Origin of the sequence: Klebsiella sp. OBRC7 (assembly GCF_000293135.1) — a bacterium.
GTDB classification, from domain to species: domain Bacteria; phylum Pseudomonadota; class Gammaproteobacteria; order Enterobacterales; family Enterobacteriaceae; genus Klebsiella; species Klebsiella michiganensis.
On the sequence record NZ_ALNJ01000001.1, the window covers coordinates 98,123 to 111,200 of the forward strand.

A 13,078-nucleotide genomic window follows, 5' to 3' on the forward strand; every position below is an offset into this window, starting at 1 on the left:
GTGGCGCGCTTTCTCATCGTCTGGAGCGTCTTCAGCGTAAGAAAATGGTCCGCGCAGCTGAGCTGGCGCTGCCGGCCTCTTACCGGCTACGGTCAAAAAGCGGTGCGTAGAGTCATGCGTTTTACCCCGATGCCTCTGCTGCTGCTGGCGATTCGCGCGCTGTGTCGGCTGCGGCTGCTGGGCAGACAGTACCGTGGCCGCACTGCCGTGGCGACGCAAAACTACCGCTGCCTGACGGGCGTCGAGGATCGAATTGATGCCGGATGGATAGCCATGCGCCGCCAGCTGCTGGAGATAGGGGCGACCTGGGGACAGCACCCGGCCACCCTGGCCCAGATGCAGGCATGCACGCGAGAGCTTGACGCCGTTGTCGCTCCCCTGGCGGCGCAAAAGACGCCGGTTGTCCTTGCGCCGCTGCACTGCATTTCCGATATCTTAGCGGCGATGGTCGGGGCCGGCGTGACGCCGGGCAAAGCCAGCGTAGTGGTTTCTTCCAGCGCGGAAAACTATACCGTCGCCAGCCGTAAAATGGGCGGCGTCGCGCTCTCTTACTGCTCAATCCACCAGGATAATACATCGCTGGCTAGCGAGCTTATGGCGTTAATGACTAATGTGTCGGCAGGGCGGGAAAATATGATTATTTTCCCCGATATTCCGGCTGATTATACCGTACAGACCCCTGAAGCGCAGTCCGGAAAAATAAGCTGCCGGCTATTTGGCCGCCCGGCAAAATTACATAGCGGGGTACAGCGGTTTTCTCGCATCGTATCGGCGCAGGTTGTTTTTTATCACCTCTATTATCAGCACGGGATAAAAATAAAGATCTATTCTCCGCTGAGGCCAAAAGAGGTCGCGGCAAAGCTACCGACGATGATTGAAAACACCCTGCGTGACTATCCGCAGGATTGGCTTTTGTGGCACAGCCATTCGCTCTATTTTATTAATCACTGATGCATCATCATGAAAAAGATTATTCCTGATATGGTTTTCCAGGAAGAGACCAATGAATGCGGCCTCTCCTGTATTGCGATGCTGGCGCAAACCCAGAATATTCCGTGCTCGCTGCCGGCTTTGCGGGAAATTTTCCCGGCATCCGATCATGGGACATCGTTGAGCGATTTATCCGTTATCCTGCAGCAGATCGGTATTGCCACCGCGCCGGTGTTGTTCGATCACGCAGAGCTTCATGCGCTGCCGTTCCCGTCCATTTTGCACTACGGCGCCAGCCACTATGTACTGCTGGCCTGGCGAAAAGGGGATTACGTCTGCGTCATGAATCCGGCGATTGGCCAGCAGTGGCTGCCTTTCTCGGCATTAAAAAAAGAGATTAGCGGCTATGCGCTGATCCTTGAAGAGTCGCCCGGCGCGATTGCCGGCCCGGACCCGGTTATTGCTGGCGCGCAGCAGGAGATGCCGCGGGCGATGAGCCTGAAGGAGACCGCGGCGGTACCGGGCATTTATAAGCTGATGCTCTTGACCTTCCTGGTTTCGCTCACCTTGTTTTTAATGCCGACGATGGTCAGCCGGGCGATCAATCAGGCCTTCTCTGACGTTCAAAATACGCAGTTTCCTTATTTATGGTTCATCCTCGCCTTTGTTGTATCCACGCTGCTGGCGCTGGGCGTCAGGGTGATTAGCGAGCGATTTATTCGCCGCTTTGTCCTGCTTAAGAGCGATATCGGTTTTTCCCGCCTGCTGAATAATCCGCTGCGTTTTTTTGAAAAACGCGCGCCGGGGGACGTTTTCAGCCGTTTTATCGCCTGGCAGGGCGGGATGCTGCAAAAAATCGAACTGGATAACGGGCTCCGCTCGGACTGGATCATCTGCGTTATCGCGATCGGTATTATGTTCTGGATCTCCCCGGTGCTGGCGCTGATTTCCGCCGTGGGTATTGTGGCTATGGGGCTGATTAGCGTCTGGGCCATTTTCCGCGACCGCTGGTATACGCAGCAGCTGCAGCTGAAAAGCGCGACGCTGAATGACTTTTTTATGGAAACGCTACAGGGCGTGTTAACTATCAAAACCGCCGGACTGGAGACGCAGCGTAAAGCGCAGTTTGCCCGTCTGTCTCATGACCTTTTCACCTGCCTCCAGCGGCAGAAAGTCTATCAGCAGGTCAAAGAGGGACTGTACCAGCTGACCGGTAGCCTTGAGATGGTGGTTTTCATGCTGGTGGTGCTGCCGCTGGTGCATGCAAAGCTTATCTCGCTGGGCGACTTTTTTGCCTACAGCTTTTTACGACAGATTTTTACCTCCTACGTCACGCGGATATTTTATGCCGTGATCCGTAAATCACAGCTGCACGTGATTGATACCCGCGCGCAGGGCCTGTTCACCCGCCATGAGCCTGCTGCGCCCCAGTTTGCTCCGCTCAGCGGTGAAGCCGTTCCGCGGCTGACGTTCGAGCAGGTGAGCTTTCATTACAACCCGCAGCGTCCGGTACTCAATGCCGTTGATCTCATCCTGGAGCCCGGCGATCGGCTGGCGATCGTGGGCGACTCCGGCGCCGGAAAAAGCACCCTGCTGCGGCTGATGGCAGGGCTTTTTTCCGCGCAGCATGGGCGAATTTTGCTGAACAACGATGAGGTGAGCGCGCAGCAGCTGGCGTCGCAGGTATGGCTACAGAGTCAGGAAGACATCCTGTTCAACGCCTCGGTGCTGCAAAACATCACCCTGTTTGATCCGTGGTACAGCGACAGCGATCGCGGGCGAGTGGAGGCGCTGGTCGAAAAAATGGCGCTGGCGCCGGTGGTTCAGGCGCTGCCGGGAGGAATGGAGGCGCTGATCCGCGAGAGCCACTCGGCGCTCTCTTTAGGCCAGCGTCAGCGGCTGATGCTGGCGCGGGCGCTTTACAGCACCCGGCCCATACTGCTGTTCGACGAACCGACCGCCAATCTTGATGATGAAACCGCGGAAACGGCGATCCTCGCGCTGTGCCAGCACTGCCGCGAACAGGGCAAGACGCTGATCGTCGTGACCCACAGCGAGCAGATCCTGCATCATTTCACGCGGGTTTATCGCCTGAAGGAAGGCAAGCTGCGCGATATCACACAGGGAGAGGTGGGCCAATGAGAAGAGCATTTTTACGCCGCCGTAAAACGTGGCTGTTTGCGCTGGTCGCTATGCTGGCCATTGTTGCCGCCGTCTACTATCAGCGTTCATTTCCGGCACAGGCCGAGTCGATTGATACCGTTACGCTCGATCGCGGGGATATCGAAAAGGTCGTGCTGGCGAGCGGGATTATCAAACCTGCCGTCCAGGTGAGCGTCGGCGCGCAGGTCAGCGGCCAGCTGCGTAAACTGTACGTGCGCCAGGGCGAGCGGGTGCGCAAAGGGCAGCTGTTAGCCGAAATCGACCCGACGCTGCAGCTTTCCGACTTACGCAACGCTACCGCGCAGCTGGCCAGCGCCAGAGCGCAAAAGCTGTCCTCTGAGGCCATGCTGGTGCAGTACCGCAAAGCGCTGGCGCGCGAGCAGGCCATGAGCCGCGACGGCTCCGGCGTGAGCAGCGACCTCGAACAGGCGCAGGCGCAGTATGCCGCGCAGGTTCAGCAGATTGCGGTGAATGAGGCGCAGATTGTGCAGGCGGAAATGAGCGTGCAGACTGCCAACGCCAACCTCGGCTATACCCGCATTCTCGCGCCTATGGATGGCGAAGTGCTGGGCATCGTGACCCGTGAAGGGCAAACCATCGTCTCCTCGCAAATTGCGCCCACGATTCTGGTGCTCGCCGATCTCGATAAAGTCCAGGTCCAAACCCGCATTTCCGAAGCCGATATCCAGAAAATCCATCCGGGACAGCCGCTATGGTTTTACGTCATTGCCGACCCGCAAACCCGTTATGAAGGGGAGCTTGGCTATGTCCAGCCCGCGCCGCAGGAGGCGCTGGAGGAACAAAACGCCGGCGCGTCTGTCGGTAACCAGCAGAGCAGCGCCATTTACTATAACGGCACCTTCGAGGTGGATAATCGCCAGCGATTGCTGAAAACCTCGATGACCGCCCAGGTGTTTATCCGCATCGCGCAGGTGAAAGATGCGCTGCGCGTGCCGGTTGCCGCGCTGGGGCGTTCGCTCGGCGATGAGCGCTACCTGGTCGTGGTGCAAAAGGAGAACGGCAGCGAGGAGCGTACCATTCGCATCGGTATTAACGACCGCCAGTATGCGCAGGTTCTTGAAGGATTACAGTCCGGTGAGCGGGTGGTAATCCCGCAGGATGCGGGGTCCATCTGATGGCTGAGCCGCTAATCTTGCTGAACAACGTCACGCGCCATTTTGTTGCCGGGACGCAACGGATTCCGGTGCTGAAATCCATCTCTCTGACCATTATGCCCGGCGAGATGGTGGCGATTATGGGCGCTTCCGGCTCGGGTAAATCGACGCTGATGAATATTATCGGTTGTCTGGATAAACCCAGCAGCGGTGAAGTGTATATCAACGGCATCGCCGCCCATCAGGCCGACAGCGCAGAGCTGGCGGAGCTGCGCAGCCGCTGGCTGGGATTTATTTTTCAGCGCTATCACCTGATGCCTTATTTGACGGCGGAAGAGAATATTGCCATCCCTGCGCTCTATACCGCGATGCCCGCAGCTGAGCGCCAGGCACGCATTGCGCTGCTGGCGGAAAAGCTGGGCATTGACGCGCGCCTGGCGCATAAACCCGCGCAGCTTTCCGGCGGCCAGCAGCAGCGGGTCAGCGTTTGTCGGGCGCTGATCAACGGCGCGCAGATTATTCTCGCCGATGAACCCACCGGGGCGCTGGATAGCGTCAGCGGCCGGGCGCTGATGGATGTTCTGCACCAGTTGAACGCTGACGGGCATACGGTGATTATCGTGACCCACGATCGCGAGGTGGCGCAGCAGGCCCAGAGGATCGTCGAGATCAGCGATGGGCAGGTGGTCGCCGACAGCATTCGCGGCGCGCGTGATAATCACGGCATTCCGCGGCTGCCCGCGGTGCAGGATAACGGCCGGGCCTCGCTGTCGCGCAGCATCGGAGAGTCGGTACGGATGGCATGGCGGTCGCTGCTGGGGCATCGTATGCGCGCCTTTTTGTCGATGCTGGGGATTATCATCGGCATTTCGTCCGTGGTTTCCTCCATGGCGGTGGGAGAAGGCGCCCGGCAGAGCATCATGAACGAGATTGGCAAGCTGGGTAATACCACGCTCGAAATCCGCCCCGGCACCGGCTGGGGCAGCAAGCGTCCGGATATGGAGCGGGCGCTGTCGCTGGATGATATCGCCAGTCTCGGCAAACAGTCGTGGGTGCTTGGGGTGTCGCCGATTGTCTCCAGCATGACGACCGCGGTGCGCCAGGGGTTTGATTCCTCAATTATTCTTTCCGGGGTTTCCGCCGACTATTTCTCGCTGCAGGGCATTCGTTTCCTCCACGGCAACGGTTTTACCCACCGCGATGTCGACGATCGTGAACCGGTGCTGGTGCTGGATGAAACCAGCAAAGAGACGCTGTTTCCCGGTAATGAAGATCCGCTGGGTAAAATTGTGCAAATCGCCGGCGCGCCGTGGCGGGTGATCGGCATCGCCAGCAAGCCGGGACCGAAGGTGGTCAGCGGGTTTATGTCGGCCTGGATCCCCTATACCTCTTTATTGCAGCGGATTTCCGGGGACAAACCGCTGGAGGCGCTCACGCTGCGCTTTCAGGAAACGCTGTCGCCGCAGGACGCGGCGCGGCGGGCGGAAAGGCATCTTATCCGCGAGCACGGCAAAAAAGATTTCTTTGTCCAGACCGACGAACAGCTCGCCAACGCGCTGCAAAAAACCTCTGACTCCATGTCGCTGCTGATCACCGCGATTGCCGCCATCTCGCTTCTGGTTGGCGGCGTTGGCGTCATGAACATCATGCTGGTTTCCGTTACCGAACGCACCCATGAGATTGGCATCCGGCTTTCGGTCGGCGCTCGCCCCAGCGACATCATGCACCAATTCTTAATTGAGGCGGTGATGATCTGCGCGCTCGGCGGGCTGACAGGGGTATTGGGCTCCTGGGCCACCGGTAACCTGTTTGCCCTGCTGACGCAGGAGTTTTCCATGGTTTTCACCTGGCTGCCGGTAGCGATGGCCTGCGGTTTTTCCGCCCTGATTGGCCTGACGTTTGGCTATTTTCCAGCGCGCCGCGCGGCGCGACTGAACCCGACGGAGGCGCTGGCCCGCGAATGAGACCGCTGACTTTATTACCGTTAATTATATTGCTGACGGGCTGCGGGAATTTAACCCGCAGCGATTATCAGCGCCCGCTTCTGTCAGTGCCGGAGAACTGGCAGCGGACAGAGGGAGACAGCATCGCGCGCTCGCAGGAGAAAGCGCAGCGCTGGTGGGACCGTTTCGGCGACGAACGTCTGTCGCGGGTGGTGGGCCAGGTGCTGGAAAGCAATAACGATCTCGCCGCTGCCGCCTTAACCCTTAAGCAGGCGCGTATTTCCGCCGGGCTCACCCGGACCAATATCAGCCCCGACGCGAGCCTCAACGGCTCCGGCAGTAACTCAAAACCGCTCAACAGCGGCGGTTCGCAGGAGAGCTACAGCGCCTCACTGTCCCTGAGCTATGAGCTGGATCTGTGGGGCAAGCTGGCGCGGATCCGGGAGCAGAGCGAATGGGAGGCGATAGCCAGCGAGCAGGACTACCGGGCGACGATCCTGTCGACGATTGACACCACCGCGCAGCTGTACTGGAACATCGCACTGCTGAACCAGCAAATGACGTATCAGGCGGCGAGTCTGGATATCGCCAGGCAGACGCTGGCGCAGATTGAGTCCTGGCAGCGAGCGGGGAAAGTGGGCCTGCTCGATGTGCTGCAGGCGCGGCAGACGGTCTTTAGCCGCCAGAATCAGCTGCTGAGTCTGAAGCAGCAGCGGGCGATTTCCCGTAACGCGCTGGCGCTGCTGCTCAACAGACCGCCGGCTCAGCACACCGATGAGTCCTCCGCGCTGGATGTGCGTCAGCATATCGCTATTGCCAACGCCACGCCGCTGGCCGCGCTCGCCAGCCGTCCGGACCTGCAGGCGGCGGAATCCCGCCTGCGGGCGGCGCTGGCGGGCTCAGACGCCGCGCGGCTGAGCTTCTATCCCACGCTCTCGCTGCAGGGAACGCTAAGCGCCGGAAGCCAGCTCTTTCACCAGTGGTTTAACGACCCGCTGCGCACCGTGGGCAGCAGCGTTTCCGCACCCTTTATCCAGTGGAACACGGTACAGCTCACCGTGGAACAGGCCAGCGTGAAGGTACAGCAGGAGGCGGTGAACTTTCGCCGCACCGCCTATACCGCGCTGTCGGAGGTGGACAACGCGATGGAGAAGCGGCTTAACGCCGACGAGCAGCGCGATCGTCTGCTGCAATCGCTGCAGCTGGGCGAGCAGCGTCTGGCGCTCACCGGGAGCCGCTACCGCTCAGGGGCGGTGGATTATCAGACTCTGCTGAACGCCCAGGACGCGCTGCTTGATGTGCAGAACAGCCTGGCGCAGAACCAGTACGACTATCTTTATGCCACTTTGCAGCTTTGGCTGGCGCAGGGAGGCATTAACCCGCAACAGAGGACTTCCCAGAATGAGTCACAGTAAATCCCCTTATCGCGTGGTGATAACCGGCTATGGCGCGGTGACTCCCCTCGGCGATAGCGCCGCCGAAAGCTGGCAGGCCATCATGGATTATCGACGCGGCTACCGCTATGTGGATCTCTCCGCGAACGGTATTCACACGCATTTTATCGGGCAGGTGGCGAATGAACCCAGCCTCAAGGGGGTTCCCGCCGCGATTCGTCGGCGTCTGCCGCGTCACGCGCGCCTGGCGCTGGCCGCCGCGCGGGAAGCGGTGGCGATGGCCTTTGCGGGCGAAGCTCCTACGGCGTTTTATGACCCGCTAATGTGCGGCGCCATCATCGGTTCCGGCTGGGCAGGGCTGGATGAAAGCTATCTGGCGGTACCCGAGTTTGAGAAAACCGGCGTCTCCTCGCCCTTTAGCTGCTTTTTTTCCATGCCCAACGTGAGCACCGCCGCCTGTAGCCAGCTGTGGAATTTACGCGGCTATCAAAATACCCCGGTCGCGGCCTGCGCCACCGGCACTATCGCTATCGGCGAGGCCTATGATGCGATTCGCTTTGGCCGCGCCAGCATGCTGCTCGCCGGTGCCGGGGAATCGCTAAACAGCGTTTGCGCGATCTGGAATATCGATGTGCTCGGCGCGCTGAGCCGGGAAACGGAGTCGCCGGAGCGGGCCAGCTGTCCGTTCAGCCTGCAGCGCAGCGGGTTCGTGCTTTCGGAAGGCGGGGCGGTGCTGTGCCTGGAGGAGCGCGAGAGCGCCCTCGCGCGCGGGGCGACGATCCTGGCGGAGGTCACCGGCTATGCTAATTTCTCCGACGCGGTGGATTTTACCTCCCCGGCGGAGGACTGCGTAGCCCGCGAGCAGACCATCCGTTGGGCGCTGCGTGGCGCGGATCTCCAGCCTGCTGACCTCGATTACATCAACGCCCACGGCACCTCAACGCCGCTCAACGATCTCAACGAAACGCAGTCGCTGAAAAAGGCGCTGGGCGACGAAGCGTACCGCATCCCGATTTCCAGCACCAAAGCCTACTCCGGGCATCTGATTGCCGCCGCAGGTAGCTTCGAGACCATTGTTTGCCTGCAGGCGATGGCGGCGGGGATCCTGCCTGCGACGGCCCATTTAACCCAGCCTGACCCGCAGTGCGATCTTGACTATATCGCCGAAGGGCACCGTCAGGGGGAGATACATCGGGCGCTGAATCTGAGCTTTGGTTTCGGCGGCGCGAATGCTGCGCTGGTGCTGGAGAAACACGCGTGACGCTGCTGCACTACACCCTTGCCGACGCGCAGCAGTGGGCGGCGTTTTCCGGCGACGAAAACCCGATTCACTTCGACCTCGCGGCAGCGCGCGAGATGGGCGCGGGACAGCTGAGCGTCCACGGAATGCGCGCGCTGCTCGACGTGAAGCGCGATGCCCACTCCCGACTGTACCGCCCTGAGCGTTACGTAAAATGCCAGGTTCGCTTACGCAGGCCAATATGGTGCGATACCGACTGGCTGTTAACACCCGGGGTAGCCAAAAATCGCCTTTTATCCGCCACATCGGTCAGCAATCCGCTGAATGGCGAACTCTGCCTGTCCTGCCAGATGACCACGGCGGCCGAGCCGGAATCGTTGGTGGGTAAACAGCCCTGCATAATTGCGCCAAAGACGCTGCGCGAGCTGCAGTCCCGCTTCAACGCCGCCTGGCCCGACCTGGCGCAGTGGCAGTATCTTGACGCCTTGCTGTTCCGCCAGCTGATTGGCGATCCCGCGCTGCTGCGCCAGGAAAACATCGCGGCCCTGCTCGGGCCGCAGGAAACCTCGTTGCAGCAAATATTTACCCGCTATCCGGTGCTACAAACCCACCAGGAGGTGGTGTTTGATGCTCGTCTCGCGGGCAAAGCGACGCCGATTCGGCCCCAATCTCTGTCGCTCTGGCTGCTGCCCTCGCTGGTGGTGGGCCAGGCCGAACAGGGGGCGCTGGTGCGCATCGCCGCTGCGGCGCAGCTGGATGACCTGATAATAACGAACGTGGTCACGCTAAAAGTTGGCCCCGTGCATAATTGATAATTAAGGATAATTTATGACTGCCTATGATGAAGTTCTGCAAAAAGTATGTGAAATGATTTGCGATGCGAAAGATCTGGAACCGGATGAGATTGATGAGAATACGCCGCTGGTTCGACTGAAACTGGATAGCCTTGACTACGTCGAGCTCATGGTGCTGGCAAAACGTGAATTCAATATTACTCTGGAGGCGGACTGGTTCATTCACAATCCGGGGATCACCCTGGGCGAACTGTGTCAGCACATCAGCAAGGAGTCAGGTAACTGATATGGCGCAACAATGGATATTGGTGACCGGCGGCAGCCGCGGTATTGGTCGGGCGCTGGTCACCGGCCTGGCGCAAAGCGGGAACGTGGTCTTTACCGGCCGCGATGAGGCTGCGATTAACGCCACTCGTGCGGCGAGCGAAAATTCCGCCCACCGGGTACAGGGATATGTCTGCGACGGCAACGACGCGTCGCGGGTTGAACAGCTTGCGCAGGCGCTACTGGCCGAACGGGGGGCACCGGAAGCGATTATCCACAATGCCGGGATAGCTCGCGATGGCCTGCATATTCATCAGGACGCCGCGCTCTGGCGCGAGGTGTTGGACACCAATGTGATCTCGATGATGAACTGGAACCGGGTGCTGCTGCCGGCGATGTTAACGCAGCGGCGGGGCTCCATTGTGATGATGTCGTCGGTCAGCGCGTTAAAGGGCAACGTGGGGCAGACGGCGTACGCCGCGAGTAAAGCGGCGATGAGCGGTATTGCCCGCTCGCTGGCGCTCGAGGTCGGGCGCTTCGGCATTCGGGTCAACTGCCTGGCTCCGGGCCTGATCCGTACGGAGATGCTGGAGGAGATACCCGCGCAAAAATTAAAAGAGATGCGCCAGTCGATACCGCTACGCCGATTGGGCGAAACGGATGATGTGCTGCAAGCGGTGGCGTTTTTAATCGGTGAGGGGAGCCAGTATATGACCGGACAAACCCTGGTTCTGGACGGTGGATTGAGCGCCTGAGTCTGTGATTAGGCTGGTTTAGCTCCTAAACAGAATGCGCGAGTTGCGCAATGCGATTCACTAACGCTTTAATTTCGCCAGCGGTTGCACGATAGACCTGAATAATCTGTGAGGAGTATTGGGCAATCAGGGCCAACATAAACGGGGGAATTTCATCTCCCGGATTATTTTTTATTAACTGCGCCAGCGACTTCTCTTCCGCTTTCGGCCCGTTTAGCGCATGGACTACCCGTCGGCTCACCGCGATAAGCACGGCTTCTGGTTTGAGGATTTCCTGAGATAACTGAAGCGGCGCGGTGCAATGTTGTATAGCCATCCACTCAGAAATATCATCAATACCTTCAATAGGATAAAGCGTGTTCAGGACGTTGCCTGCTGCATTAACGCGCTTCGACTGCGGGCTATGATCCAGGCAGGAAATATTATGCAGTAACCCGCCAATCTCTACTTTCAACGTTTGCGTCGCGCTCATTTCTATTTTTGTCGCCAGATAACCGGCAATGTGCCCGACGGCTGCGGAGTGCCAGGGCGTCTGCTGGCTGAACTGATCGATAATAAAAGAGACCAGCTCGGCAATATCGCGGAGATTGTGTAAAGAGAGGGTGTCGTTATGGACGCCGGGGATCGCGTTAATGTAATCGCGATAGTCGCTGGAGGCCATGACAGACCAGAAACGGTCATCGGCGGAGAGCTTTCTGAAGGCCTGAATAAACTCCTGTTTATAAAGAATGTTGGTTCCGGCGGCAACGATGTCGATTAGCTTGTTGCGTAAAAAAACGCTATGGTCGGTACGGTGCTGGCAATAAAGCACATCCAGTCGATCAGCGAAGAAGAGCAGATGGCTCTCTTCGGGCACTCGCTCACCTTCAATATAATGCCCGAGACCATTGCGCCAGCGGGTGTGGTGATAGCGAACAATTCTGTTAAGCGGGCGAAACAGCGGAATTCGGCTAAGCAACTCGCTGCCGATAAGCGCGTGATTATTATGTTCGTTATCGATGTAATTTAGCGGTTCAAGGCGCGATTTTTCATTTAACCCGCCGACATCATGAACAAGAGCCGCGAGAATGGTTTTACGCCGCTGGGCCGCAGAGAAACCGACTAAATTAGCCAGATGCGATGCGATAAACGCCGTTCTGACATGGTGCAGGTTTAGCCGTGGGTTAATCATATCAATAATATTAGCGATGCTGGCTAACGTCGGTAGTAAATGTATCGTCATGATATCTTTATAATTAAAATTAATGAGATAAATCTCAATCAATGATTGTTTTTTGACGCTGGCAACCATATTGTGGGAACGTCTGGTTACCGAATAAAATAGTATCATTATTAACGCGATTTATATAGATGATTCTATCAGGAGTTTGATCGCTAAAGAGGTTTTTCTGCGCGATATTTTCAGGCGTATTATCACCGCTGTGGCGAGTGATTTGCGCATCGGAAATATAAAAAAGATGACCCGCAGTAGTGGTTTTTTTTAAATTGAGGGCGATGGTGCGCGAGACAATGTATTTATTGCCATTACTGGTAAGTAATCCCTCAAGGTTGATTAAAAGACGATGGTTAGAAAGTTCAGCGGAAAGCAAGCCCTGTGAGCGGAGAATGTTCTCATTTATATTTTCAGTAAGGTCGTACTGAGATTTACAGGAGAAGGTGTCACGGCTGTTGAAAAAAATGTACAGGATGAAAGCTAATGTCAGCGCCAGCGTACAGGGCAGAACGATTAAAGCGTATTTACGCATTTTTTATTTCCTTATAGTAGTAACTATGGCACTGCTGGTACTTCATATCGCATTTGAGTATGAATATATCCATATAAATACCTAAATCTTGTTCCTGATTTAGTTGTCGGTTGAAAAGGTATATTTTCTTTGGCGTAGAGCAATCGAGCCCTGAGGGGAACAGCTTTTTATTTCTGAGTATTTCCGTTGCGCGTAGTGTTCCGGCGCTATAAATCGTACATTTATCCTGAATGAAAGATATTGTAGATGACTGTTTTTTATCGGTAAAGATCTGTGAAAACAGCATCAAACCGATCGCTAACAGGATAAATAAAATGGCGACTTTGCGGTGTTTCCACAGCAGATTACGCCTGGGAGATTCTGGGGTAAGCGTCGGGAGTGTGAAAGAGGAGGAGTAATCATTGTCGCAGGTGATAATGACCTCTTCAGAAATCTTAAAACCGATTCGCGGAACCGTAATAATCACATTTTTCTCTATGCCCAGATCGGCAAGGCTGCGACGTAGCGTTGAGATGTATTGATTAAGATTACTATTAGAAGGTCTGGCGCCATACTTTTCAAATACCGACTGAAAAATATCAACGCGAGAAATAATATCCCCTCGGTATTGTAACAGATTGGTCAGGAGGCGAGTGGAAGTAGCAGAGAGTTCAATACAATCACCGGTCAACAGATTGACCAGAGATGCTTCCTCAGTATCAAATGTAATAAATCCCTCTATATCGAACCGCATTT

12 protein-coding genes are annotated in these 13,078 nt (G+C 57.1%); 9 read left to right on the plus strand and 3 right to left on the minus strand.

Features of this window, described 5'->3' with window-relative positions; all coding sequences use genetic code 11:
• The 9 genes from HMPREF1144_RS00485 to HMPREF1144_RS00525 are packed head-to-tail and all read left to right on the plus strand — an operon-like array spanning position 1 to position 10,598.
• Positions 1-951 (plus strand): ABC transporter, encoded by a 951-nt coding sequence (locus tag HMPREF1144_RS00485; RefSeq protein ID WP_009651606.1) that lies wholly within the window; start codon positions 1-3, stop codon positions 949-951.
• A gap of 9 nt (positions 952-960) precedes the next feature.
• Positions 961-3,072, plus strand: coding sequence for a peptidase domain-containing ABC transporter (locus HMPREF1144_RS00490; RefSeq protein WP_004853581.1), 2,112 nt, complete (start codon positions 961-963; stop codon positions 3,070-3,072).
• Positions 3,069-4,229, plus strand: coding sequence for an efflux RND transporter periplasmic adaptor subunit (locus HMPREF1144_RS00495; protein ID WP_009651585.1), 1,161 nt, complete (start codon positions 3,069-3,071; stop codon positions 4,227-4,229). The genes HMPREF1144_RS00490 and HMPREF1144_RS00495 overlap by 4 nt, the downstream gene beginning before the upstream one ends.
• Positions 4,229-6,172, plus strand: a complete 1,944-nt coding sequence (locus tag HMPREF1144_RS00500) for an ABC transporter permease (RefSeq protein WP_009651541.1) — start codon at positions 4,229-4,231, stop codon at positions 6,170-6,172. Before HMPREF1144_RS00495 ends, HMPREF1144_RS00500 begins: the two co-directional genes overlap by 1 nt.
• Positions 6,169-7,566, plus strand: a complete 1,398-nt coding sequence (locus tag HMPREF1144_RS00505; RefSeq protein ID WP_009651592.1) for a TolC family protein — start codon at positions 6,169-6,171, stop codon at positions 7,564-7,566. Before HMPREF1144_RS00500 ends, HMPREF1144_RS00505 begins: the two co-directional genes overlap by 4 nt.
• The gene (locus tag HMPREF1144_RS00510) at positions 7,553-8,806 is read left to right on the plus strand and encodes a beta-ketoacyl-[acyl-carrier-protein] synthase family protein (RefSeq protein ID WP_004853573.1); all 1,254 of its coding nucleotides are present in this window, start codon (positions 7,553-7,555) and stop codon (positions 8,804-8,806) included. Before HMPREF1144_RS00505 ends, HMPREF1144_RS00510 begins: the two co-directional genes overlap by 14 nt.
• A complete protein-coding gene (locus HMPREF1144_RS00515) occupies positions 8,803-9,597 on the plus strand; it encodes a MaoC/PaaZ C-terminal domain-containing protein (protein ID WP_009651601.1) in 795 nt (264 codons plus the stop codon). The genes HMPREF1144_RS00510 and HMPREF1144_RS00515 overlap by 4 nt, the downstream gene beginning before the upstream one ends.
• A 16-nt stretch (positions 9,598-9,613) precedes the next feature.
• Complete coding sequence (locus HMPREF1144_RS00520) at positions 9,614-9,865, plus strand: acyl carrier protein (protein WP_004853570.1); 252 nt, start codon at positions 9,614-9,616, stop codon at positions 9,863-9,865.
• A gap of 1 nt (position 9,866) precedes the next feature.
• The gene (locus tag HMPREF1144_RS00525) at positions 9,867-10,598 is read left to right on the plus strand and encodes an SDR family NAD(P)-dependent oxidoreductase (protein WP_004853568.1); all 732 of its coding nucleotides are present in this window, start codon (positions 9,867-9,869) and stop codon (positions 10,596-10,598) included.
• 25 nt (positions 10,599-10,623) lie between these two features.
• On the opposite strand, the gene HMPREF1144_RS00530 is transcribed toward HMPREF1144_RS00525, so the two are convergent.
• From HMPREF1144_RS00530 to HMPREF1144_RS00540, 3 genes are read right to left on the minus strand one after another with little or no spacing between them, the layout of a single operon-like run.
• A complete protein-coding gene (locus tag HMPREF1144_RS00530; RefSeq protein WP_009651584.1) occupies positions 10,624-11,889 on the minus strand; it encodes an HD domain-containing protein in 1,266 nt (421 codons plus the stop codon).
• On the minus strand, positions 11,855-12,343 hold the full coding sequence (locus HMPREF1144_RS00535; protein WP_009651564.1) for a hypothetical protein: 489 nt from the start codon (positions 12,341-12,343) through the stop codon (positions 11,855-11,857). The genes HMPREF1144_RS00530 and HMPREF1144_RS00535 overlap by 35 nt, the downstream gene beginning before the upstream one ends.
• Positions 12,336-13,076, minus strand: a complete 741-nt coding sequence (locus tag HMPREF1144_RS00540; RefSeq protein ID WP_009651614.1) for a winged helix-turn-helix domain-containing protein — start codon at positions 13,074-13,076, stop codon at positions 12,336-12,338. The genes HMPREF1144_RS00535 and HMPREF1144_RS00540 overlap by 8 nt, the downstream gene beginning before the upstream one ends.
• Positions 13,077-13,078 lie beyond the last annotated feature (2 nt).

Bases quoted from the DNA above. Each gene is read 5' to 3' on its own strand.
- HMPREF1144_RS00490 (WP_004853581.1), top strand. From the start codon at position 961: ATGAAAAAGATTATTCCTGATATGGTTTTCCAGGAAGAGACCAATGAA.
- HMPREF1144_RS00495 (WP_009651585.1), top strand. From the start codon at position 3,069: ATGAGAAGAGCATTTTTACGCCGCCGTAAAACGTGGCTGTTTGCGCTG.
- HMPREF1144_RS00500 (WP_009651541.1), top strand. From the start codon at position 4,229: ATGGCTGAGCCGCTAATCTTGCTGAACAACGTCACGCGCCATTTTGTT.
- HMPREF1144_RS00505 (WP_009651592.1), top strand. From the start codon at position 6,169: ATGAGACCGCTGACTTTATTACCGTTAATTATATTGCTGACGGGCTGC.
- HMPREF1144_RS00510 (WP_004853573.1), top strand. From the start codon at position 7,553: ATGAGTCACAGTAAATCCCCTTATCGCGTGGTGATAACCGGCTATGGC.
- HMPREF1144_RS00520 (WP_004853570.1), top strand. From the start codon at position 9,614: ATGACTGCCTATGATGAAGTTCTGCAAAAAGTATGTGAAATGATTTGC.
- HMPREF1144_RS00525 (WP_004853568.1), top strand. From the start codon at position 9,867: ATGGCGCAACAATGGATATTGGTGACCGGCGGCAGCCGCGGTATTGGT.
- HMPREF1144_RS00530 (WP_009651584.1), bottom strand. From the start codon at position 11,889: ATGGTTGCCAGCGTCAAAAAACAATCATTGATTGAGATTTATCTCATT.
- HMPREF1144_RS00535 (WP_009651564.1), bottom strand. From the start codon at position 12,343: ATGCGTAAATACGCTTTAATCGTTCTGCCCTGTACGCTGGCGCTGACA.
- HMPREF1144_RS00540 (WP_009651614.1), bottom strand. From the start codon at position 13,076: ATGCGGTTCGATATAGAGGGATTTATTACATTTGATACTGAGGAAGCA.